We start from the raw sequence: 19,567 nt of genomic DNA, 5'->3' as shown, positions 1-19,567 counted from the left end.
CACAACTAACAGAGCGACGTCAGGGCAGCGATTCACCTGCCACCTAAAGGCGGCAGCCCTCTCGCCCCAAATCGGTAGCCGGAAACATCGGTCGGGTGCCGCCTCGCGGTCAGGGGCGGGCCGGCAGGGCGGCGTGCAGGGCGCGCATCGACCGGATCGCCGACCGGATCTCCTGCAGGTACCGGCCCGGGGTGAGCGTGGGCTCCGGCAGCCCGGCCACCGCGGCCAGCGCCGGGTCCACCCCGACCGTGTCGATCCCGCACCGGTACGGCACGGCGAGGGTGCGCAGCGCGTCGCAGTGCTGGAACGGCACGTAGATCGGCGCGGTCACCATGAGCACCGGGTCACCGGCCCGCAGCCGGACGTGTTCCGCCCAGAACCGCTGGGTGTCGGCGGTGTGCGCCCGGCGCCGGTCCGGCTCGCTCGACGGGGCGGCGAGCACCCGCACCGGGGGCAGCCCGGCCGGGCGGTAGGTGCGCGAGGACCAGGCCCGGTGCGGCTGGTCCGCCTCCTCGCCGGCCTCCTCGCTCGGCGTGGTCACCCCGAACGCGGCGCGTACGCCCGCGTCGAGGGCGTCCACCTCGGTCACGCAGCCGGTGATCCCGGCATTGGAGAGCGTCCGCGACTCGGCCGGGGAGAGCGCCCGGCAACTGCCCAGCGCCGCCACCTCGCCGGAGATCCCGGCGACCGTCCGTGCCAGGTGCGCGGCGTACGCGGTGCGCCGCAGGCAGGCGTGCGCCAGCCCGCCGAGCACCAGCAGGTGGGCGTAGCGGGGCAGGGCCGGCGGGACGGGCCGGACCAGGCCCAGCGCCGCCGCGGCGTCGAGCACCAGCCGGGCGGTGGCCGGGTCGAAGGCGGGCTCCCGGGCCTCGGGCCGTTCCCGGCCCTGCCGGAAGTCCCAGTGCCGGCCGGAGAAGTCGTCCAGGCCGGCCAGCACGGCCGGCAGGTCCCCGGCCGGCCAGTCACCGCCGAAGTGCCCCACCAGGGCGCGCAGCGGCGGCGAGTCCACCCAGGCCTGTACCCCTGCCCCGAGTTCCCCGTCGGTCGTTCCCGCCGCGCCGGCCGGCAGCGCCACCTCCGTCGTCCGCACCCGGCGGATGCTACCGCCCGTCGGTACGCGGACACCGGCCGTTGTGGATCGTGACTACCCGGAGAATTGCCCGGGAACCGCAGCGGGACGGTTGACGCGGTGTCAGGCGGGCGGGCTCGCTGCGCTACACAGTGACAGTTGTCCCCCTCACCGGGTGGTGAGAGCGTGCGAGGACCAACCGCCGCTGAAGGGTGCGACGATGACCTCCGACGATCTGCTGGCCCGGCACCGGGCCGTGCTCCCGTCCTGGATGCCGCTCTACTACGCCGAACCGATCGAGCTGGTCGCCGGCTCGGGCCGCCGGGTGACCGACGCCCAGGGCCGCAGCTACCTGGACTTCTTCGGCGGCGTGCTGACCAACATGATCGGTTATGACATCCCGGAGATCCGGGACGCGGTGGAGCGGCAGTTGCGCACCGGCATCGTGCACAGCTCCACCCTCTATCTGATCCGGCAGCAGGTGGAGCTGGCCGAGAAGATCGCCCGGGTCTCCGGCATCCCCGACGCGCGGGTCTTCTTCACCAACTCCGGTACGGAGGCGAACGAGGCGGCGCTGCTGGTGGCCACCAACTACCGCCGCTCGCACCAGATCCTCGCGGTGCGCAACAGCTACCACGGCCGGTCGTACGCGGCGATGGGCGTGACCGGCAACCGCAGCTGGTCGGCGAGCGCGCTCAACCCGCTGCAGGTGGCCTGGCTGCACTCCGGCGAGCGGCTGCGCGGCCTGCTGGCCCGGCTGGACGAGGCGGACCGGATCGACGCGGCGGTGGAGGACCTGCGCGAGGTGCTCGCCACCCAGACCGCCGGCGACGTGGCCTGCCTGATCGCCGAGCCGATCCAGGGCGTGGGCGGGTTCGTGCACGGCCCGGACGGGCTCTTCGCGGGCTGGAAGAAGGTGCTCGACGAGCACGGCATCCTGCTGATCAGCGACGAGGTGCAGACCGGCTGGGGGCGGACCGGCGAGCACTTCTGGGGCTACCAGGCGCACGGCGTCACCCCGGACCTGCTCACCTTCGCCAAGGGCATCGGCAACGGCTTCGCCCTGGCCGGCGTGGTCGGCCGGGCCGACGTGCTGGAGGCGGTGCCGGCGATCAGCTTCTCCACCTTCGGCGGCAACCCGATCTCCACGGCGGCCGGCAACGCGGTCCTCGACTACCTGCTCGAGCACGACCTGCAGGCGAACGCCGAGCGGGTGGGCGCGATCCTCGGTGACGGCCTGCGGGCCGCGCTGGCGGACCTCGACTGCGTCGCCGAGGTCCGCGGCAAGGGCCTGATGCTCGGCGTCGAGTTCGTCCGGCCGGGCACCAGCGAGCCGGACCCGGCGCTCACCGCCCGGGTCTTCGAGGCGTGCCGGGCCGGCGGTCTGCTGGTCGGCAAGGGCGGCCTCTACGGCAACGTGGTGCGGATAGGCCCGCCGCTGACGCTGACCGAGGACGAGGCGCGGGAGGGCCTGGCCATCCTGGTCGACGCGATCCGTAGCTGCGCGGCGGCGGAGGTGGCGGCATGAGCACGACGGTCATCGGGCACTTCGTCGACGGCAAGCGGGTGGTCGGCGACTCGGAGCGGCGCGGGGACGTCTTCGACCCGGCCACCGGCCGGCGTACCGGGCTGGTGGCGCTGGCTTCCGCCGCCGACGTGGCGGGTGCGGTGGAGGCCGCCGAGCGGGCCGCGCGGGCGTGGCGGGACGCGTCGCTGGCCAAGCGGACGGCGGTGCTGTTCGCCTTCCGCGAGCTGGTCCACGCCCGGCGTGCCCGGCTCGCCGAGGCGATCACTGCCGAGCACGGCAAGGTGCTCGCGGACGCCGCCGGCGAGGTGCAGCGGGGCCTGGAGGTCATCGAGTACGCCTGCGGCATCCCGGCCGCCCTGCGCGGCGGCTTCAGCGAGAACGTCTCGACCGAGGTCGACTCGTACAGCCTGCGCCAGCCGCTGGGGGTGGTGGCGGTGATCTCGCCGTTCAACTTCCCGGCGATGGTGCCGCTCTGGTTCGTCCCGGTCGCCGTCGCCTGCGGCAACGCGGTGGTGCTCAAGCCCAGCGAGAAGGACCCGAGCGCGGCGCTGCTGCTGGCCGAGTGGTTCAGCGAGGCAGGCCTGCCGGACGGTGTGCTCAACGTGGTCAACGGCGACAAGGAGGCGGTCGACGCCCTGCTCGATCACCCCGGGGTGAAGGCGGTGTCGTTCGTCGGGTCCACCCCGGTCGCCCGGTACGTGCACCAGCGCGCCGCGTTGACCGGCAAGCGGGTGCAGGCGCTGGGCGGGGCGAAGAACCACATGGTGGTGCTCCCCGACGCCGACCTCGACCTGGCCGCCGACGCGGCGGTCAACGCCGGCTTCGGCTCGGCGGGGGAGCGGTGCATGGCGATCTCCGCGCTGGTCGCGGTGGAGCCCGTCGCCGACGCCCTGGTCGCGAAGATCGCCGAGCGGATGGCCCGGCTGCGCACCGGGGACGGCCGGCGGGGCTGCGACATGGGTCCGTTGGTCACCGCCGCGCACGCCGAGCGGGTCCGCAGCTACGTGGACTCCGGGATCGCGGCCGGCGCGGTGCCGGTGGTGGACGGGCGGGACGTCACCCCGGACGGGGACGGCGGGGGGTTCTGGCTCGGCCCGACCCTCTTCGACCACGTCACCCCGGAGATGTCGATCTACACCGACGAGATCTTCGGTCCGGTGCTCAGCGTCGTGCGGGTCGGCTCGTACGACGAGGCGGTCGACCTGGTGAACGCCAACCCGTACGGCAACGGCACGGCGATCTTCACCAACGACGGCGGGGCCGCCCGGCGGTACCAGCACGAGGTGGAGGTCGGCATGGTCGGCATCAACGTGCCGATCCCGGTGCCGATGGCGTACTACTCGTTCGGTGGCTGGAAGGCGTCGCTCTTCGGCGACCTGCACGCGCACGGCGCCGAGGGGGTGGCCTTCTTCACCCGCGGCAAGGTGGTCACCAGTCGCTGGCTCGACCCCCGGCATGGCGGGGTCAACCTCGGTTTCCCCACCCAGACCTGAGCAGTCGCAGCACTCCCGCCCCGGCCAGGTACGCCACCAGCGCCGGGGCGGGCAGCCCCAGCGGCTCCGGCGCGGTCTTGCCGGTGAGGCTGTTCATCAGCAGCCCGGCGACCGGGCCCGCGTAGCCGATCGCGACCAGTGCGGTCCGGACCGGGCCGGCGGTGCTCGCCGGAGCGTGCCGCCGGGTGCGGGCCTCGATCGGGCCGAACACGGCGACCAGCGCGGCCAGCACCACGGCCAGGGCGAGCAGCCAGGGCACCCGCCAGGCCCACCAGGCCGCCGTGGCGCCCTGCGGGGTGGGCAGCACCCCCAGGGCGTCCAGCAGGCCGACCAGCAGGACGGCGGCGGTCAGGTGCCAGAGGAAGACGGTCAGCACCACCGCGTTCACCGCGATCACCGCCTGCCAGGGGCCGCGGCGGTGCAGCCACCGTCGCGCCGGATTCTGCAGCAGCAGGATGAGCCCGAGCTGCGCGGTGGCTGCCGCGAGCAGCGCCAGGCTCGGCGGGGCGGTGTTGTCCAGGCGCTCGCCCGGCACGTTCAGCATCGCCACCGGGTACGGCCCGACGCGGGTCAACAGCACGAGCGCGACCAGCCCCACGAGCAGCAGCACCGCCCCGGCGGGCCGCGAGGTGGGCAGCCGTCGCCGGCGCAGTCCGGGCCGGTCGCTGTCACCCTGGCCCGATGCCTGGCTCGCGCGCCGGGCGTCGTACCAGGCGAAGCCGAGCTGGTGGACGGCCAGCCAGCCGAAGAGGTAGTTCCCGGTGGCCAGCCTGTCCGGGCCGAGGATCCGGCCCAGGTCGCCGAGCGCGACCAGCCCGACCAGCACCAGCGGTACGACCAGGCCGGCGCGGCGGTGCAGTGCGTACATGACGGGGGTCAGCGGGGCCACCACCAGGTAGGCGACGAGGAACCAGAGCGGGATGGTGGCGAACCAGACCACCGTGCGGATCTCGGCGGCGTCGGCGCCGCGCAGCCGGGCCACCGCCGCGCCGGCCGCCAGCACCACCAGCAGTGCGGTGGTGGGCCGGATCAACCGGCTGCTGCGGTCGATCAGCCAGCCGGTGGCGTCCCCACCTCGGGATCGCCAGGATGTCAGCGCGGCGGCGTTGGCGTAACCCCCGACCAGGAAGAAGACTGGCATCACCTGGACTCCCCAGGTCAGCGGCCAGGCCCAGGGGAGGTCGCCCAGCGCGGAGTGTCCGGTGGGGTGGCCGGCCTGGTCACGCCCGATCACGCTGATGATCCAGTGGCCGAGGACGACCAGGGTGATGGCGAGCGCCCGGAGCAGGTCTGCGTAGCGCTCCCGGCTGGGCGGTGTGCGCTCGGCGAGCTGCCGCAGGCGGCGCATGGCGCCAGGGTATGCCAGCCGATGTTTGTCCGTGGTGATAACGGTTCGGTCGTCGGGTCTTGTGGTCCGCGCCCTCCTGTCGTAGAAATTCTTCAGCAATACGGAAAGAACTGAAGACAAGCAACGCGTAACCCCACCGTGCCTCGACGTCGCGGCCGCCGTACCCCACCCTCGGCGGGCCGCCCCGTACCCGAACCGAGGAGAAGCGATGAACAGGCGTGAGATCCTGCGGCGCACCGTCGCCGCCAGCCTGCTGGCCACCCCCGCCGCCGGCCTGCTCGCCGGCTGCGCCACCTCCGGCGGCGGCGACAAGAAGGACACCGACACCTACAAGGGCACCAAGAGCGAGCAGAACCCGCTCGGCGTCAAGGAGGACGCCCCGCTCGATGTGGTGATCTTCAACGGCGGCTTCGGCGAGGAGTACGCCAAGGCCCACGAGGCCATGTACAAGGAGAAGTACCCGAAGGCGGAGATCAAGCACGCCGCGACGCAGGAGATCGGCAAGGCCCTCCAGCCGCGCTTCGTCGACGGCAGCCCGCCGGACGTGGTGAACAACTCCGGCAAGGACCAGATCGACTTCAACGGCCTGGTCAGCCAGAACGCCATCGCCGACCTGAGCGAGCTGCTCGACGCCCCAAGCCTCGACATCCCCGGCAAGAAGGTGCGGGACACGCTGCTGCCCGGCACCGTCGAGGTCGGCTCGTACGACGGCAAGTTCCTCGTCCTCAACTACACGTACACCGCGTACGGCATCTGGTACTCCACCAAGCTCTTCGCCGATCGCGGTTGGCAGTACGGCAAGACCTGGGACGACCACATCGCGCTCTGCAAGCAGATCAAGGCCGCCGGCATCGCCCCCTGGACCTACCCCGGCGTGCACCCCCGCTACATGAGCTGGCCGGTGATCTCCACCGCGATCAAGTTCGGCGGCCCGTCGGTCGCCGTGGCGATCGACAACCTGGAGCCGAACGCCTGGAAGTCCGACGCGATGAAGGCGGCCGCCGACGCCTGGTACCAGATCGTCAAGGACAAGTACATCCTGGACGGCTCGGCGGGCCTGGACCACATCCAGTCGCAGACGGCCTGGAGCCAGGGCAAGGCCGCCTTCGTCTCCTGCGGCTCCTGGCTGGAGAACGAGCAGGCGAAGGTCACCCCGGCCGGCTTCAACATGACCGTGGTGCCCACGCCCAGCCTGGGCGCCGGCGACAAGCTGCCGTTCGAAGCGATCCGGGGCACCGCGGGCGAGCCGTTCATCGTCCCGGCCAAGGCCAAGAACGTCGCCGGCGGCCTGGAGTACATGCGGGTGATGCTCTCCAAGAAGGGCGCCCAGGACTTCACCAAGAAGGTCTCCAGCCTGCCCGTGGTCGCCGGCGCCACCGAGGGCGTGGAGCTGCCGTTCGGCCTGACCACCGTGTCGAAGGCGCTGGACGCGTCCGGCTCCAACGGCTTCAACTGGGTCTACAACAACTTCTACCGGAAGCTGGAGCGCGAGCTCGTCGACGCGGCGTGCGGCGAGTTCTTCGGCGGGCGGATCAGCCCGGCCGAGTTCCTCGACCAGTGCCAGAAGGGCGCCGACCAGATCGCCCAGGACAGCTCGATCAAGAAGTACAAGCGGGCCGCCTAGCCCTCTGGTGGGGGTGGGCCCCCGCCCGCCCCCACCCCGGCCGGTTGAAGAAGGATTCCCGTCGTGCGACATGGCAAGTACCCGCTGATCATCGCGTTCCTGGTGCCGCCGCTGGCGCTCTACGTCATGTTCGTGATCTCGCCGTACCTGCAGGCGTTCCAGATCTCGACGACGAGCTGGCTGGGCTACTCGGCCCAGGCCGACCCGGTCGGCCTGGCCAACTTCCGCGCCATGCTGCACGACGACCGGGTGTGGAACGCGATCGGCAACAACGCCATCCTGCTCGCCGTGTTGCCGGTGCTGACCATCGGTCTCGGCCTGTTCTTCGCCACCATGCTGTCAATGGGCGGCCGTGGCGACCGGGCCGGCGTGAGCGGGGTCCGCGGCACCGCCTTCTATCGGCTGGTGTACTTCTTCCCCCAGGTGCTCTCGGTGGTGATCATCGCGCTGCTCTGGCGGGAGATCTACCACCCGAACAACGGCCTGCTCAACGGCGCGCTGCGCGCCGTCGGCCTGCCCACCCCGGCCTGGCTCGGCGACCCGCGTACCGCCTTCTGGTGCGTGCTCGCCGTGATGGTGTGGAGCAACGTCGGCTTCTACGTGGTGCTCTTCGGCGCCGCGATGTCCGCTATCCCGCGGGACATCTACGAGGCGGTCCTGCTCGACGGCGCGTCCCGCTGGGTCACGCTGCGCCGGATCACCGTGCCGCTGCTCTGGGACACCGTCCAGGTCGCCTGGATCTACCTGGCCATCGCCGCGCTGGACGGCTTCATCCTGGTCCAGCTGTTGACTAACGGGGGGCCCAACTTCTCCTCCGATGTCATCGGGCTGCGGATGTACCAGACGGCGTTCGGCGACGCCAAGTTCGGGTACGCCTCGGCGATCGGCGTGGTGATGCTCTTCCTGACCCTCACGGTGGCAGTACTGGCGCTGCGGGCCGCCCGGCGCGAGAAGATCGAGTACTCATGACCACGCTGGACAGGCCCGCCGCGACCGGCGAGGAGCCGGGCCCGACCCGCCGTGACCCGCGGCCGCCCCGCCGCGAGCTGGGCGTGGTGAATGTCGCGTCGCACGGCTTCCTGCTGGTCTGGGGCGCGCTGACCGTGCTGCCGCTGCTGTGGATGTTCCTCAGCTCGTTCAAGAGCGACGGCGAGATCCTCGCCGACCCGTGGGGGCTGCCCGGCGCGCTGCGACTGGAGAACTGGGCCCGGGCCTGGACCGAGGCGCACATCGGTCGATATTTTCTCAACAGCGCCATCGTGGTGGCCGGTTCACTCACGCTGACGATGCTGCTCGGCGCGACCGCGGCGTACGTCTTCGCGCGCTACGAGTTCCGCGGCCGTCAGCTGGCCTACTACCTGTTCGTCGGCGGCATGATGTTCCCGGTCTTCCTCGCCCTCGTGCCGCTGTTCTTCGTGGTCCGCAACTCCGGCCTGCTCGGCACCTGGACCGGTCTCATCCTGGTGTACGCGGCGTACTCGCTGCCGTTCACGGTGTTCTTCCTGACGGCGTTCTTCCGCACCCTGCCGACTGCGGTAGCGGAGGCGGCCCTGATCGACGGGTGCGGCCACTTCCGGCTTTTCTTCCGGGTGATGCTGCCGATGGCGCGTCCGGGACTGATCAGTGTGGCGATCTTCAACTTCCTGAGCCACTGGAACCAGTTCATCCTGCCGCAGGTGCTCATGCAGGGCGACGACTCGAAGTACGTCCTGGCCCAGGGCCTCACGGCGCTGGCGGTGAGTCAGGGCTACCAGGGCGACTTCAGCGGCCTGTTCGCCGGTCTGACCATCGCCACGCTGCCGGTGCTGGTGGTCTACGCGGTGTTCCAGCGGCAGATCCAGTCCGGCCTCACCGCCGGCCAGCTCAAGTGAGGTGCCGGGCGGTTTGGGGCCCGGCTTGACTGGTAGGAAATCTCCTACCTATTGTGGTGCCATGACCGTGACCCACGTGCAGCTCCTCTCCGTGCCCGTCAGCGACCAGGACCGGGCCCGCGACTTCTACGTCGACGTCCTCGGCTTCGACCTCGTCCGGGACAACCCGATGGGGCCCGGCGGTCGCTGGGTCCAGGTCGCCCCGAAGGGCGCCGCGACGGCGCTGACCCTGGTCACCTGGTTCCCCACCATGCCACCCGGCTCGCTCAAGGGCCTGGTGCTGGAGACCGACGACCTCGACGCCGACGTGGCCCGGCTGCGCGAACGGGGCGTGGTCTTCGCCGACGACGGCATCCAGACTGCCCCCTGGGGCCGGTACGTCACCTTCGACGACCCGGACGGCAACGGCATCGTGCTCCAGGCCACCCGTGTCTGAGGGGGACGTCTTCGCGGCGCTGGCCAACCCCACCCGGCGGGAGGTGCTCCGGCTGCTGCTCGAACGGGGTGAACAGCCGGTGCAACGGCTCGCCGACCACTTCGAGATGCGCCGGCCCAGCCTCTCTGAGCACCTGCGGGTGCTCAAGGACGCCGGGCTGGTGACCGAACAGCCGGTCGGCCGGCAGCGGTTCTACGCACTGCGGCCCGAGCCGTTGCGCCAGGTGGCCGACTGGCTCGGCCCGTACGAGCAGTTCTGGCGGGCCCGCCTGGCCGACCTGCGCGAGGTGCTGGACGGGCTGCCCGATGACTGAGTCGACGGCGATCGCCCTCGACCAGTTCCTGCCCCACCCGCCGGCCAAGGTCTGGCGGGCGCTGACCGATTCTGATCTGCTGGCGCGCTGGCTCATGCCGAACGACTTCCGGCCCGTCCCGGGGCACCGGTTCAGCTTCCGCGCCACCCCGCGACCCGGTCAGGGCTTCGACGGTGTGGTCCACTGCGAGGTGCTGGAGCTGGACGAGCCGCGCCGGTTGCGCTGGGCCTGGCGGGGCGGCCGCCTGGACACCGTGGTCAGCTGGACGCTGGTGCCCGAGGGACGTGGCACCCGGCTGTTCCTGGAGCACTCCGGCTTCGACCCGGACGACCCGGTGCAGCGGCGCACGTTCACGCTCCTTGACGGCGGCTGGCGCAGTCACGTCTGGCGCCGCCTCGAGCAGACCCTCACCGCCCTGCCCTGACCCCTGGCCCTCCCGCCCTCCGCGCCTTCCCGCCTCCAGGACTTCCCGCATTCCAGGCCTCCGCGGCGCCGAGGCGGTATCGCTTCGCACGCTACGAACTTGATGCCGTGAACGATTCAGGGCCCGGGTCGGCGGTGCCGCGCGGGGCGGACTCCACGCTGAGTCGGCTGCGTCATCAAGTTCGCAGGTGGGGCCACATCATCTCGCCGTTCCTGACGGTGATGGTTCCTGGAGGTGCTTTGGAGCTGACGGCTCCAACGACTCAAGGGACCGACAGCGGGATGCGGGAATGGCATCCGTTCGTGAGTCGGTGGTGATGTCAGGTCCAAAGGCGGAGTTGGGGGTTATGGTCGCCCGTCGCCCGTCGCCCGTCGCCCGTCGCCCGTCGCCCGTCGCCCGTCGCCCGTCGCCCGTCGCCCGTCGCCCGTCGCCCGTCGGGCGCAGGGGGCAGCGCGGGGGGCGCGAGGGTCAGGTGGTCGCCGAAACCAGGAGGGCGTGCAGGGCTGCCGGGTCGGTGACCTCGGGCAGGTCGCGGGCGGCGAGCCAGGCGGCCGCCGCGGCTCCGTCGCCGGCCGTGTGCAGCGGCGCGTCCGGCCACCGGCGGGCGAGCTCGGCACGGACCGCGGCGCCGAGCGGGGTGTCCCCGGTGAGCAGCCCGCCGCCGAGCACCACCGGGTCGGCCGCGCCGGGCGGCCGGATCCGGGCGGCGTTCTCCGCGAGCAGCACGGCGGCCTCACCGATCAGCGCCCGGGCGGTCGGCTCGCCCGCCCGGGCCGCGGCCACCACCAGCGGCGCGAGCCGGGCCAGCTCGACCGGCGGTCGCCGGGTCACCGCCTGCACGACCGCCTCGGCGGTCGCCCGCGGCCGGACCGCCACCTCGGCGGAGCCGGTCAGCTCGGCGAGCACCCGGCCGGCCAGCTCGCCGGGCGGGTCGGCGCGGTCCAGGTCGGACAGCAGCCGGCGGACCGCCTCCCGGCCGAGCCAGAACCCCGAGCCGGCGTCGCCGAGCAGCCAGCCGTGCCCGTCCGCGGTGCGGTCCAGGCGCAGGTCGCGCACCTGGGCGGCGATCGCGCCGGTGCCCGCGATGAGCACGGTGCCGTCCGGGGCCGCGGTGCCCGAGGCGTACGCCACCAGGGCGTCGCCGTGCACCGCGTACGGGCAGCGCAGACCCGCGTCGGACCAGGCCTGGTCGAAGGCGGCCCGCCCCTGCGGGTCGGCGAGGAGCCGGCCGGCCCCGGCCAGCCCGATCACGCCGGCGCGTACCCGGGTCGGGTCGACGTCGGCGAGCGCGGCGCGCAGCGCGGCGAGCAGTTCGGCGGCGGCCCGCTCGGCGCCGTGGCTGGTCGGGTTGCCGCCGCCGGCCCGGCCCGTGCCGAGCCGTACGCCGTCGATGCTGACGGCGGCGACGCGGGTGGACGTACCCCCGACGTCGAGGCCGACCACGACGGTGTCGGACATCCGCTGGGCCTCCCTGCGTTCGGGCGTAGTGGCTCTTCATGCTGGTCCGCCCGGAACGCCGAGGCAAGATCCACGGCCCGGTCGGCGGCTGTGCGTCAGGTAACGGTTTGAAAACTTCGCCCACGGCCTTGACACAGAGGGGGTGTCAGTAAGAACTTTTACCACTAACAGTAAACACTCTTTTCCGAAAGGCGTCCCATGGTTGATCACGAGGTGGACACTCCCGCGGGGACCGCGGTGGTCGACGCCGACGCGGTCGACCGGCGGGGTGCGGTGGCGGTCTCCTCCGACGGAGTGCTGGCCAGGGTCCGGGCCGGGGTCGGGGAGCTGACGGGTGCGTTGCGCCGGGTCGCCGAGCACGTGCTCAGCGACCCGGAGGCGGCGGCCCGGGCCACCATCGTGGAACTGGCCGAGCGCAGCGGCACCTCACCGGCGACCATCACCCGGTTCTGCCGGGCGATGGGCTTCGAGGGCTACGCCGACCTGCGGCTCGGCATCGCCGCGGAGACGGGCCGGGCGCGCTCGGCGGGCTGGACCGTCGACATCGGCCGGGAGATCCAGCCCAGTGACCCGCTGTCCCGGGTCCTCGACCAGATCATGGCCGCCGACACCCGCGCCATGCACGACACCGCCGCGCTGCTCGACCTCGCCGAGGTGGAGAAGGCGGCGGTGGCCATCGCCGGCGCGAGCCGGGTGAACATCTTCGGCGCCAGCGGCAGCGCGCTGGTGGGCGAGGAGATGCAGTTCAGCCTGCACCGCATCGGGGTGGCCGCCTGGGCCTGGAGCGACGTGCACGAGGGGCTGGCCAGCGCCGCCCTGCTCGGTGTCGGCGACGTGGCGCTGGGCATCTCGCACACCGGGCAGACCCGGGAGACCATCGAGTTGCTCGCGGAGGCGGGCAGCCGGGGGGCCACCACGGTCGCGCTGACCGGCTTCCCCCGCTCGCCGCTGGCCGAGCTTGCCGACATCGTGCTGGTCACCGCCAGCCAGGCCACCACCTTCCGGCCCGACGCGCTCTCCGCCCGGCACCCTCAGCTCGTCGTGCTCGATTTGCTCTACATCGCCGTGGCGCAGCGCACCCACGACCGCGCCCACGCGGCCTTCCGGCGTACCGCCCAGGCCGTCGACGGACACAAGGCCGCGAAGGGGGGCACTTCATGATCAGCGCCCAGCGGTACGCGGACGCCGTCCGGCCGGTGCTCGACCGGCTGGTCGACACGCAGGCGGCGGCGGTGGACCGGGCCGCCGACCTGATCGCCGCCGGGCTGCGCGCCGGCGGGGTGCTCCAGGCCTTCGGCGCCGGCCACTCCGAGGCGTTCGCCGCCGAGCTGGTGGCCCGGGCCGGTGGGCTGGTGCCCACCAACCGGCTCTCCCTGCACGACCTCGTGTTGCACGGTGACGCGCCCCGCGACGTGCTCGCCGACCCCAAGCTGGAGCGCGATCCGGCCGTGGCGCACCAGCTCTACGCCCTCGCCGCGCCGCAGACCGAGGACGTGTTCGTGGTCGCCTCCCAGTCCGGCATCAACGGCTCGGTGGTCGAGCTGGCGGCGCTGGTCCGGGCGCAAGGCCACCCGTTGATCGCGGTCACCTCGGTCGAGCACACGGCACGGGTCGCTCCGCGGCACCCGTCCGGGCACCGGCTCGCCGACCTCGCCGACGTCGTGCTGGACAACGGCGCGCCGTACGGCGACGCACTGCTGCCGCTCGAGGGCGGCGGCGCGGTCTGTGCGGTCTCGTCGGTCACCGCGGCGCTGCTGGCGCAGCTGCTGACCGCCGAGGTCGTACGACGGTTCCACCAGGCCGGGGAGGTACCCCCTATCTACCTCTCCGCCAACGTCCCCGGTGGGGACGAGCACAACCTCGCCCTCGAGTCGCGGTACGCCGGGCGCCTCCGGCGCACCGCCTGACCCGACACCACAAGGAGAGACGAAGATGTCGGTTACTCCCGAGAACCTCGGCGACCTCAGCCGGCGGACGCTGCTGCGGCGGGCCGCCGCGGCCGGCCTGCTCGCGACCCCGGCGATGGGCCTGCTCAGCGCCTGCGCCGGAAGCGAGCCGAAAAAGTCCGACGACACCGGCGGCGCGAAGAGCAAGGACAACCCGTTCGGCGTCAAGGACGGCAGCGCGGTCAAGGTGGTCATCTTCAACGGTGGCCTCGGTGACCAGTGGGCGAAGGAAGACAAGGTCATCTTCAACGCCAAGCACGCCAACGTCACGGTCAACATGAGCTCGACTCAGAAGATCAAGACCGAAGAGCAGCCGAAGATGGCGACGCAGCCGAGTGACCTGGTGATGAACTCGGGTGCGGACATGATGGACCGCAGCACGCTGATCAACGAGGGTGCCATCGAGCCGCTCGACGACCTGCTCGCCGCCCCCGCGTGGGACGGCGAGGGCACCGTCGCCGACACCCTGCTGCCCGGCACGGTCGGTGACGGCACCCAGAACGGCAAGTTCTATGTCGTGAACGTCGCGTTCACGGTCTGGGGCAACTGGTACAACGCCGCCCTGTTCAAGAAGGAGGGTTGGCAGCCGCCCACGACCTGGGACGAGTTCTTCGCGCTCGCTCCGAAGATCAAGGCCAAGGGCATGGCGCCGTACGTCCACGACGCGGTCCACGGTTACTACCCCCGGTGGGCGCTGATGGCGAGCATCTGGAAGTCCGCGGGCAAGCAGGTGGTCGTCGACATCGACAACCTCAAGGACAACGCGTGGAAGGCCGACGGCGTCCTCAAGGCGCTGGAGCCGTGGGAGAAGCTCGTCAAGGACAAGCTGCTGCTGCCGGGCAAGCTCGACCACACCCAGTCGCAGCAGGCCTGGCTCGACGGCAAGGCGGCGTTCATCCAGGTCGGCACCTGGCTGAAGAACGAGATGTCGGCGACCATCCCGCCGGGCTTCGAGCTCACGATCTCCGACTACTGGTCCAACCCGGGCGACAAGGCGCCGAAGGACGTGTTCGCCGCCTCCGGCGAGGGCTTCGTCGTGCCGAGCAAGGCCCCCAACAAGGCCGCCGCCAAGGAGTTCCTGCGGGCGATCCTGTCGAAGGAGGGCTCGGCCAAGTTCGCCGAGCTGACCAAGTCGCTGGCCTCCACCAAGGGCTCCGGCGACAACGTGCAGGACTCGGCACTGTCCAGCGCGAACGCCCTGATGAAGAACGGCGGCAGCGAGCTCATCTCGGTCAAGTTCCAGGACTTCTACGCCGACCTGGACAAGGAGAGCCAGAACCTCTCCGAAGAGCTGATGGCCGGCCGGCTCACCGCGCAGCAGTTCATCGACAAGATGCAGACGGCCGCCGACAAGGTCGCCAAGGACTCGTCGATCAAGAAGCAGACCCGCACCGCCTGATCCGTTCGAGAGAGGCAGTCCAATGCGGCACGGAGTCGCGCGTTTCGTCACGGGCTTCCTGGCCCTGCCTGTCGCGCTGTACCTGTTCTACGTGGTGTGGCCGTTCGTGCAGGCGGCGGGATACTCGCTGACCGACTGGGGTGGGTTCTCAGGCTCCCAGAACTTCGTCGGGCTGGACAACTACGTCCGGCTGCTCTCCGACGAGCTGATCCGGAAGGCTTTCTGGCACAACGTCTTCTTCCTGGTCACCGTGCCGCTGTTCACCATCGCGCTGGCCCTGTTCCTCGCGTTCCTGCTCAATGTGGGCGGACGCGAGGACAGGGCCGGCATCCGCGGGGTGTTCGGCTCCGGCCTCTACAAAATCATCTTCTTCTTCCCGCAGGTGCTGTCGCTGGTGGTCATCGCCGTCATGTGGCAGCAGATCTACCGGACCGACGGTCAGGGCCTGATCAACGGGATGCTCATCAAGATCGGGCTGGTCGACGCGGACAACCCGATCGCGTTCACCGCCGATCCGGAGCCCTTCCTCGGCGTACCGGCGGTGCTGTGGTGGCTGCTGCTCATCGCGGTGTGGAGCGGGGCCGGTTTCTACATGGTGCTCTTCTCCGCGGCGATGCAGTCGATCCCGAAGGACATCTTTGAGGCGGCGATCCTGGACGGCGCGAACCGGTTCCACACCTTCTTCCGGGTCACCCTGCCGCTGCTGCGGGACACCATCTCGGTCGCCTGGGTCTACCTGGGCTTCATCGCGCTGGACATGTACGCCCTGGTCTTCGTCATGACCCCGAGCCAGGGCGGCCCGAACCACGCCAGCGAGATCTTCGCGTCGGTGCTCAACTTCACCGCGTTCCAGAAGGGCCAGTACGGCTACGCCTGCGCGATGGGTGTCGCGCTGGCCATCTTCACGATCCTGCTCGCCGCGCTGCAGCTGAGGATCACCCGTCGTGACCGCATCGAGTACTGAAGGAGGCGCGACGATGAGCACGGCGACGCATGGTCTCGGCCGGGCCGACCAGGCCAGCCCGTCCCGCCCGGCGCCCGTACGGCGGGCCGACGCCCGCCGGGCCGGAGTGGGTGCCCGGATCTTCAACGGCTTCTCGCACCTGTTCCTGGTGGTCTGGGCCCTGATGGTGGTCTACCCGCTGGTGTGGGTGGTGATGTCGGCACTCAAGAACGACTCGGAGGTCATCCGCGAGCCGCTCTCCCTGATCCCGAGCAAGCTGCACTGGGACAACTTCGCCCGGGCCTGGACCGAGGGGCACCTCGGGTCGTTCTTCCTCAACACGGTGCTGGTGCTGGCCGGCAGCGTCACGCTGACCATGCTGCTCGGCTCGATGGCCGCGTACGCCCTGGCGCGCTACGAGTTCCGCGGCAACCGGTTGATCTACTACATGTTCCTCTCCGGCCTGACCCTGCCGATCTACCTGGCCGCGGTGCCGCTGTTCAAGGGCGTCTACAACATGGGAATCACCTTCCCGCTGCTCGGCCCGAACAAGCACCTCATGCTGATCGTGGTCTACGTCGCCTGGTCGCTGTCGTTCACGATCTTCTTCATGCACTCGTTCTTCCGGACGCTGCCCGACTCGATCGCCGAGGCGGCCATGGTCGACGGGGCCTCGCACACCCGGGCCTTCTTCAGCGTGATGCTGCCGATGGCCAAGCCGGGCCTGATCAGCATCGGCATCTTCAACGTGCTCGGCCAGTGGAACCAGTGGTACCTGCCGACCCTGCTCATGCAGTCGGTGGCCGGCGAACCGAAGCATCAGGTGCTCTCCCAGGGACTGATCGAACTCTCCGTCAACCAGGGCTACAAGTCCGACTGGTCCGGCCTCTTCGCCGGCGTCACCATGGCCATGCTGCCGGTCCTGATCGTGTACATCGTCTTCCAGCGTCAGGTCCAGTCCGGCCTCACCGCCGGCGTCGGCAAGTAAGCCTCCCGCGCCTCGGGCTTGCGACGGCCTCCGGCGGCGACCCGCGGCGGCGGGGCGCGTCCGGCGGCCAGGCATGCGGCGCGCCGCGCCCGGGGCCGAGCGGGGCGCGGCGAGTGTCGGAGGGGCGAGGCAGAATCGCGTCCGTGCTGGTGGCGGTGGTGTCGGACGAGCGGGGCGGGGGAGTGCTGCAACCCCTCGACCCCGCCGGCCGACCCGCCGGCCCGGCCGAGCCGGTCGCCGACCTCGCCGCCGCGGTGGCCGCGCGGGAGGCCGCCGGCCGTCCCCGCTGGGTCTGGGCCACCGGCGCCCCGCTCTACCCGGCGCTGCTGCGCGCCGGCGTACGGCTGGACCGCTGCCACGACGTCGAGCTCACCGAGGCGCTGCTGCTCGGGCACGCGGGCCGCTGGGGCGAGCCCCGGTCGCTCGCCGCCGCCTGGGCCCGGCTCACCGGCGCGCCGGTGCCGCCCGACCCGGCGCCCCGCCCGGCGGAACCCCCCGGTCACGGCCAGGGCGCGCTCTTCGACCCGCCGTCCGGCCCGCCCGGCCCGGGCATCGAGGCGTTGACCCGGGTGTACGCGGACCAGCTCGACCGGATCGCGGCGACCGCGCAGCCCGGCCGGTTCCGGCTGCTGGTCGCCGCCGAGTCGGCCGGTGCGCTGATCGCCGCCGAGATGGGGGCGGCCGGCCTGCCGTGGCGCGCCGACGTGCACGACGCGATCCTCGCCGACCTGCTCGGCGAGGCGTCGCCGGTCGGCGGGCCGCCCCGCCGGCTGGCCGAGCTGGCGGCCCGGATCGCCGACGCGTTCGGCGTCCGCCAGTTGCACGCCGACTCCCCGGCCGAGCTGCTGAAGGCGTTCGCCCGGGCCGGCGTGGAGCTGCCGAACACGCGGGCCTGGGTGCTGCGTGGGGTGGAGCACCCGGCGGTGCCGCTGGTGCTCGAATACAAGGAGCTCTACCGGATCTGGACGGCGCACGGCTGGGCGTGGCGGGACGCCTGGGTCTCCGGCGGCCGGTTCCATCCCGAGTACGTGCCCGGCGGGGTGGTCTCCGGCCGCTGGGCCACCCGGGGCGGCGGCGCGCTGCAGATCCCGAAGGTGATCCGGCGTGCGGTGGTGGCCGACCCGGGCTGGACGTTCGTGGTGGCCGACGCGGGGCAGCTCGAACCCCGGGTGCTCGCCGCGGTCTCCGGGGACGACCGGCTGGCCGCCGCCGGTGGCGCCGGGGACCTCTACGCCGCCCTGGCCCGGGACGCCTTCGCCGGTGACCGGGCCCGCGCCAAGGTGGCCCTGCTCGGCGCCATGTACGGGCAGACCGGTGGCGCGGCGGTGCCCGCCCTCGCGGTGCTCAAGCGCAACTACCCGACGGCGTTCGGATACGTCGAGGCGGCCGCCCGCACCGGTGAGGCGGGCGGGCTGGTGCGGTCGTGGTTGGGGCGTACCTGCCCGCCCGGGTCGGTGGGCTTCGGCGACGGGGAGGAGGCGGACCCCGACGCCGGGGCGGACCCGCAGGGTCCCCGGGCCCGGGCGGCCCGGTCCCGGGGCCGGTTCACCCGCAACTTCGTCATCCAGGCCACCGCCGCCGAGTGGGCGGCCACGTTGCTGGCCACCCTGCGCACCGCGCTGGCCGGCACCGGGGCCGAGCTGGTGTTCTTCCAGCACGACGAGGTGATGGTGCACTGCCCGGCCGAGCAGGCCGAGACGGTGGCGGCGGCGGTCACCGCCGCGGGTGCCCGGGCCGCCGGGCTGCTCTTCGGGGACACCCCGGTCCGGTTTCCGCTCGACCTGTCCATCGTCGACTGCTACGCCGACGCGGCATAGTCACCACAAATTTCCGTTTTGCCCCGCTACCCGCTCCCGGTGGCGCTCGTTGGTCCGGTGTGCGTACGACGGGACGGACCGGGCGCGGCTGCCCCCGGTCCGTCCCCCTGGTCGAGGGGGCACCGCTGAACCGGATCGCAGGAATGATCATCGCAGCTGGTGGGGGCCGTCGAATCGGCGGACCCGAGGCGTTGCTGCACCAGGGGGAGAAGCCCCTGCTGAGCCAGCTGGTCGACACGATGCGCGAGGCGGGCTGCGAGCAGGTCGTGGTCGTGCTGGGCGCGGCGGCCGACCAGGTCCGCGAGACGGCGGACCTGACCGCGGCCACCGTGGTGGTCAACCGGGCCTGGGGGACCGGGGTGGGCTCCTCGATCCGGGCCGGGCTGGCCGCGCTGACCGACGAGGGGATCGAGGCGGTCGTGGTGGTGCCGGTGGACATGCCCGGGCTCACCACCGGCGCGGTCCGCCGGGTGGCCGCCCTGCCGTACCCGGACGTGCTGGTCTGCGCCACCTACGACGGACTGCGCGGCTACCCGATGGTGTTCGGTCGCCGGCACTGGTCCGGGATCGCGACCCTGGCCAGCGCCGACGTCGGGGCCCGGCCGTACCTGCTGGCGCACAAGGACCAGATCGTCGACATCGCCTGCGACTCGGTGGCCGACGGCAGCCGGATCGACAGCCCCGAACTGATGGCCCTCTACGGCCTCAGCATCCCGGAGCAGCGAGTCGGCGTCTGAGTACCTCGGTCGAAAATCCGGCGCTCCCAGCTCGTTACGCACGATCGTTACGGCCCGAGGCTCGTTACCCGCGCCGGCGCGGTCCTCGCCATGTCTGGCGGGGGCTGGGCGCCGCGATGGGATTTCCGTTCGGCAACCGCGTCCCGTTGTCACGTCTACGGTAGCCTCCCGTG

18 protein-coding genes are annotated in these 19,567 nt (G+C 71.9%); 15 read left to right on the top strand and 3 right to left on the bottom strand.

Going from position 1 to position 19,567, the window contains the following annotated elements:
• Window positions 1-109: 109 nt before the first annotated feature.
• Window positions 110-1,090 (bottom strand): hypothetical protein, encoded by a 981-nt coding sequence (locus ACFYML_RS25595; protein WP_387423046.1) that lies wholly within the window; start codon window positions 1,088-1,090, stop codon window positions 110-112.
• 199 nt (window positions 1,091-1,289) lie between these two features.
• On the opposite strand from ACFYML_RS25595, the gene ACFYML_RS25590 reads away from it, so the two are divergent.
• Window positions 1,290-2,597: an aspartate aminotransferase family protein gene (locus ACFYML_RS25590; RefSeq protein ID WP_387423045.1), complete on the top strand. Its 1,308-nt coding sequence runs from the start codon at window positions 1,290-1,292 to the stop codon at window positions 2,595-2,597.
• Window positions 2,594-4,090 (top strand): CoA-acylating methylmalonate-semialdehyde dehydrogenase, encoded by a 1,497-nt coding sequence (locus tag ACFYML_RS25585; protein WP_387423044.1) that lies wholly within the window; start codon window positions 2,594-2,596, stop codon window positions 4,088-4,090. The genes ACFYML_RS25590 and ACFYML_RS25585 overlap by 4 nt, the downstream gene beginning before the upstream one ends.
• On the opposite strand, the gene ACFYML_RS25580 is transcribed toward ACFYML_RS25585, so the two are convergent.
• Entirely contained in the window at window positions 4,062-5,438 is a 1,377-nt protein-coding gene (locus ACFYML_RS25580) for an acyltransferase (protein WP_387423043.1), read from the bottom strand. The two genes, ACFYML_RS25585 and ACFYML_RS25580, sit on opposite strands and share 29 nt — an antisense overlap.
• A 208-nt stretch (window positions 5,439-5,646) precedes the next feature.
• Here ACFYML_RS25580 and ngcE (ACFYML_RS25575) point away from each other — a divergent pair, with 208 nt between their 5' ends.
• The 6 genes from ngcE (ACFYML_RS25575) to ACFYML_RS25550 all read left to right on the top strand — a co-directional run bounded on the left by ngcE (ACFYML_RS25575) (window position 5,647) and on the right by ACFYML_RS25550 (window position 10,106).
• On the top strand, window positions 5,647-7,062 hold the full coding sequence (ngcE, locus tag ACFYML_RS25575) for an N-acetylglucosamine/diacetylchitobiose ABC transporter substrate-binding protein (RefSeq protein ID WP_387423042.1): 1,416 nt from the start codon (window positions 5,647-5,649) through the stop codon (window positions 7,060-7,062).
• Between the two features lie 63 nt (window positions 7,063-7,125).
• The gene (locus tag ACFYML_RS25570) at window positions 7,126-8,031 is read left to right on the top strand and encodes a carbohydrate ABC transporter permease (protein WP_387423041.1); all 906 of its coding nucleotides are present in this window, start codon (window positions 7,126-7,128) and stop codon (window positions 8,029-8,031) included.
• On the top strand, window positions 8,028-8,933 hold the full coding sequence (locus tag ACFYML_RS25565; protein WP_387423040.1) for a carbohydrate ABC transporter permease: 906 nt from the start codon (window positions 8,028-8,030) through the stop codon (window positions 8,931-8,933). The genes ACFYML_RS25570 and ACFYML_RS25565 overlap by 4 nt, the downstream gene beginning before the upstream one ends.
• A 61-nt stretch (window positions 8,934-8,994) precedes the next feature.
• Window positions 8,995-9,369 (top strand): VOC family protein, encoded by a 375-nt coding sequence (locus ACFYML_RS25560; RefSeq protein WP_387423039.1) that lies wholly within the window; start codon window positions 8,995-8,997, stop codon window positions 9,367-9,369.
• Window positions 9,362-9,682 carry a metalloregulator ArsR/SmtB family transcription factor gene (locus ACFYML_RS25555; protein ID WP_357441941.1) on the top strand — a complete coding sequence of 107 codons (321 nt, stop codon included), beginning with the start codon at window positions 9,362-9,364 and terminating at the stop codon, window positions 9,680-9,682. The genes ACFYML_RS25560 and ACFYML_RS25555 overlap by 8 nt, the downstream gene beginning before the upstream one ends.
• Window positions 9,675-10,106, top strand: a complete 432-nt coding sequence (locus ACFYML_RS25550; protein WP_387423038.1) for an SRPBCC domain-containing protein — start codon at window positions 9,675-9,677, stop codon at window positions 10,104-10,106. Before ACFYML_RS25555 ends, ACFYML_RS25550 begins: the two co-directional genes overlap by 8 nt.
• Before the next feature lie 468 nt (window positions 10,107-10,574).
• Here the strand turns inward: ACFYML_RS25550 and ACFYML_RS25545 are convergent, their stop codons facing one another.
• Window positions 10,575-11,564 carry an N-acetylglucosamine kinase gene (locus tag ACFYML_RS25545; RefSeq protein WP_387423037.1) on the bottom strand — a complete coding sequence of 330 codons (990 nt, stop codon included), beginning with the start codon at window positions 11,562-11,564 and terminating at the stop codon, window positions 10,575-10,577.
• Between the two features lie 198 nt (window positions 11,565-11,762).
• Here ACFYML_RS25545 and ACFYML_RS25540 point away from each other — a divergent pair, with 198 nt between their 5' ends.
• The 7 genes from ACFYML_RS25540 to ACFYML_RS25510 all read left to right on the top strand — a co-directional run bounded on the left by ACFYML_RS25540 (window position 11,763) and on the right by ACFYML_RS25510 (window position 19,394).
• Complete coding sequence (locus tag ACFYML_RS25540) at window positions 11,763-12,725, top strand: MurR/RpiR family transcriptional regulator (protein WP_387423036.1); 963 nt, start codon at window positions 11,763-11,765, stop codon at window positions 12,723-12,725.
• The gene (locus ACFYML_RS25535) at window positions 12,722-13,471 is read left to right on the top strand and encodes an SIS domain-containing protein (RefSeq protein WP_387423035.1); all 750 of its coding nucleotides are present in this window, start codon (window positions 12,722-12,724) and stop codon (window positions 13,469-13,471) included. The genes ACFYML_RS25540 and ACFYML_RS25535 overlap by 4 nt, the downstream gene beginning before the upstream one ends.
• A 25-nt stretch (window positions 13,472-13,496) precedes the next feature.
• Window positions 13,497-14,909, top strand: coding sequence for an N-acetylglucosamine/diacetylchitobiose ABC transporter substrate-binding protein (gene ngcE, locus ACFYML_RS25530; protein ID WP_387423034.1), 1,413 nt, complete (start codon window positions 13,497-13,499; stop codon window positions 14,907-14,909).
• A gap of 22 nt (window positions 14,910-14,931) precedes the next feature.
• A complete protein-coding gene (locus ACFYML_RS25525) occupies window positions 14,932-15,873 on the top strand; it encodes a carbohydrate ABC transporter permease (protein ID WP_387423033.1) in 942 nt (313 codons plus the stop codon).
• A 13-nt stretch (window positions 15,874-15,886) separates the two neighbouring features.
• A complete protein-coding gene (locus tag ACFYML_RS25520) occupies window positions 15,887-16,840 on the top strand; it encodes a carbohydrate ABC transporter permease (RefSeq protein ID WP_387423032.1) in 954 nt (317 codons plus the stop codon).
• A 113-nt stretch (window positions 16,841-16,953) separates the two neighbouring features.
• Window positions 16,954-18,657, top strand: a complete 1,704-nt coding sequence (locus tag ACFYML_RS25515; RefSeq protein ID WP_387423031.1) for a bifunctional 3'-5' exonuclease/DNA polymerase — start codon at window positions 16,954-16,956, stop codon at window positions 18,655-18,657.
• A gap of 143 nt (window positions 18,658-18,800) precedes the next feature.
• The gene (locus ACFYML_RS25510; RefSeq protein WP_387278215.1) at window positions 18,801-19,394 is read left to right on the top strand and encodes an NTP transferase domain-containing protein; all 594 of its coding nucleotides are present in this window, start codon (window positions 18,801-18,803) and stop codon (window positions 19,392-19,394) included.
• Window positions 19,395-19,567 lie beyond the last annotated feature (173 nt).

Source organism: Micromonospora sp. NPDC007230, from assembly GCF_042869115.1.
Taxonomy (GTDB): Bacteria; Actinomycetota; Actinomycetes; order Mycobacteriales; family Micromonosporaceae; genus Micromonospora.
The sequence above is the reverse complement of the archived record's forward strand: the minus strand, read 5'-3'. Positions and strand labels throughout refer to the sequence as shown.

Excerpts from the sequence above, each read along its gene's own strand:
- ACFYML_RS25525 (WP_387423033.1), top strand. The coding sequence starts at position 14,932 with ATGCGGCACGGAGTCGCGCGTTTCGTCACGGGCTTCCTGGCCCTGCCT.
- ACFYML_RS25565 (WP_387423040.1), top strand. The coding sequence starts at position 8,028 with ATGACCACGCTGGACAGGCCCGCCGCGACCGGCGAGGAGCCGGGCCCG.
- ACFYML_RS25550 (WP_387423038.1), top strand. The coding sequence starts at position 9,675 with ATGACTGAGTCGACGGCGATCGCCCTCGACCAGTTCCTGCCCCACCCG.
- ACFYML_RS25590 (WP_387423045.1), top strand. The coding sequence starts at position 1,290 with ATGACCTCCGACGATCTGCTGGCCCGGCACCGGGCCGTGCTCCCGTCC.
- ACFYML_RS25540 (WP_387423036.1), top strand. The coding sequence starts at position 11,763 with ATGGTTGATCACGAGGTGGACACTCCCGCGGGGACCGCGGTGGTCGAC.
- ACFYML_RS25545 (WP_387423037.1), bottom strand. The coding sequence starts at position 11,564 with ATGTCCGACACCGTCGTGGTCGGCCTCGACGTCGGGGGTACGTCCACC.
- ACFYML_RS25560 (WP_387423039.1), top strand. The coding sequence starts at position 8,995 with ATGACCGTGACCCACGTGCAGCTCCTCTCCGTGCCCGTCAGCGACCAG.
- ngcE (WP_387423034.1), top strand. The coding sequence starts at position 13,497 with ATGTCGGTTACTCCCGAGAACCTCGGCGACCTCAGCCGGCGGACGCTG.
- ACFYML_RS25580 (WP_387423043.1), bottom strand. The coding sequence starts at position 5,438 with ATGCGCCGCCTGCGGCAGCTCGCCGAGCGCACACCGCCCAGCCGGGAG.
- ACFYML_RS25585 (WP_387423044.1), top strand. The coding sequence starts at position 2,594 with ATGAGCACGACGGTCATCGGGCACTTCGTCGACGGCAAGCGGGTGGTC.
- ACFYML_RS25510 (WP_387278215.1), top strand. The coding sequence starts at position 18,801 with ATGATCATCGCAGCTGGTGGGGGCCGTCGAATCGGCGGACCCGAGGCG.
- ngcE (WP_387423042.1), top strand. The coding sequence starts at position 5,647 with ATGAACAGGCGTGAGATCCTGCGGCGCACCGTCGCCGCCAGCCTGCTG.
- ACFYML_RS25520 (WP_387423032.1), top strand. The coding sequence starts at position 15,887 with ATGAGCACGGCGACGCATGGTCTCGGCCGGGCCGACCAGGCCAGCCCG.
- ACFYML_RS25535 (WP_387423035.1), top strand. The coding sequence starts at position 12,722 with ATGATCAGCGCCCAGCGGTACGCGGACGCCGTCCGGCCGGTGCTCGAC.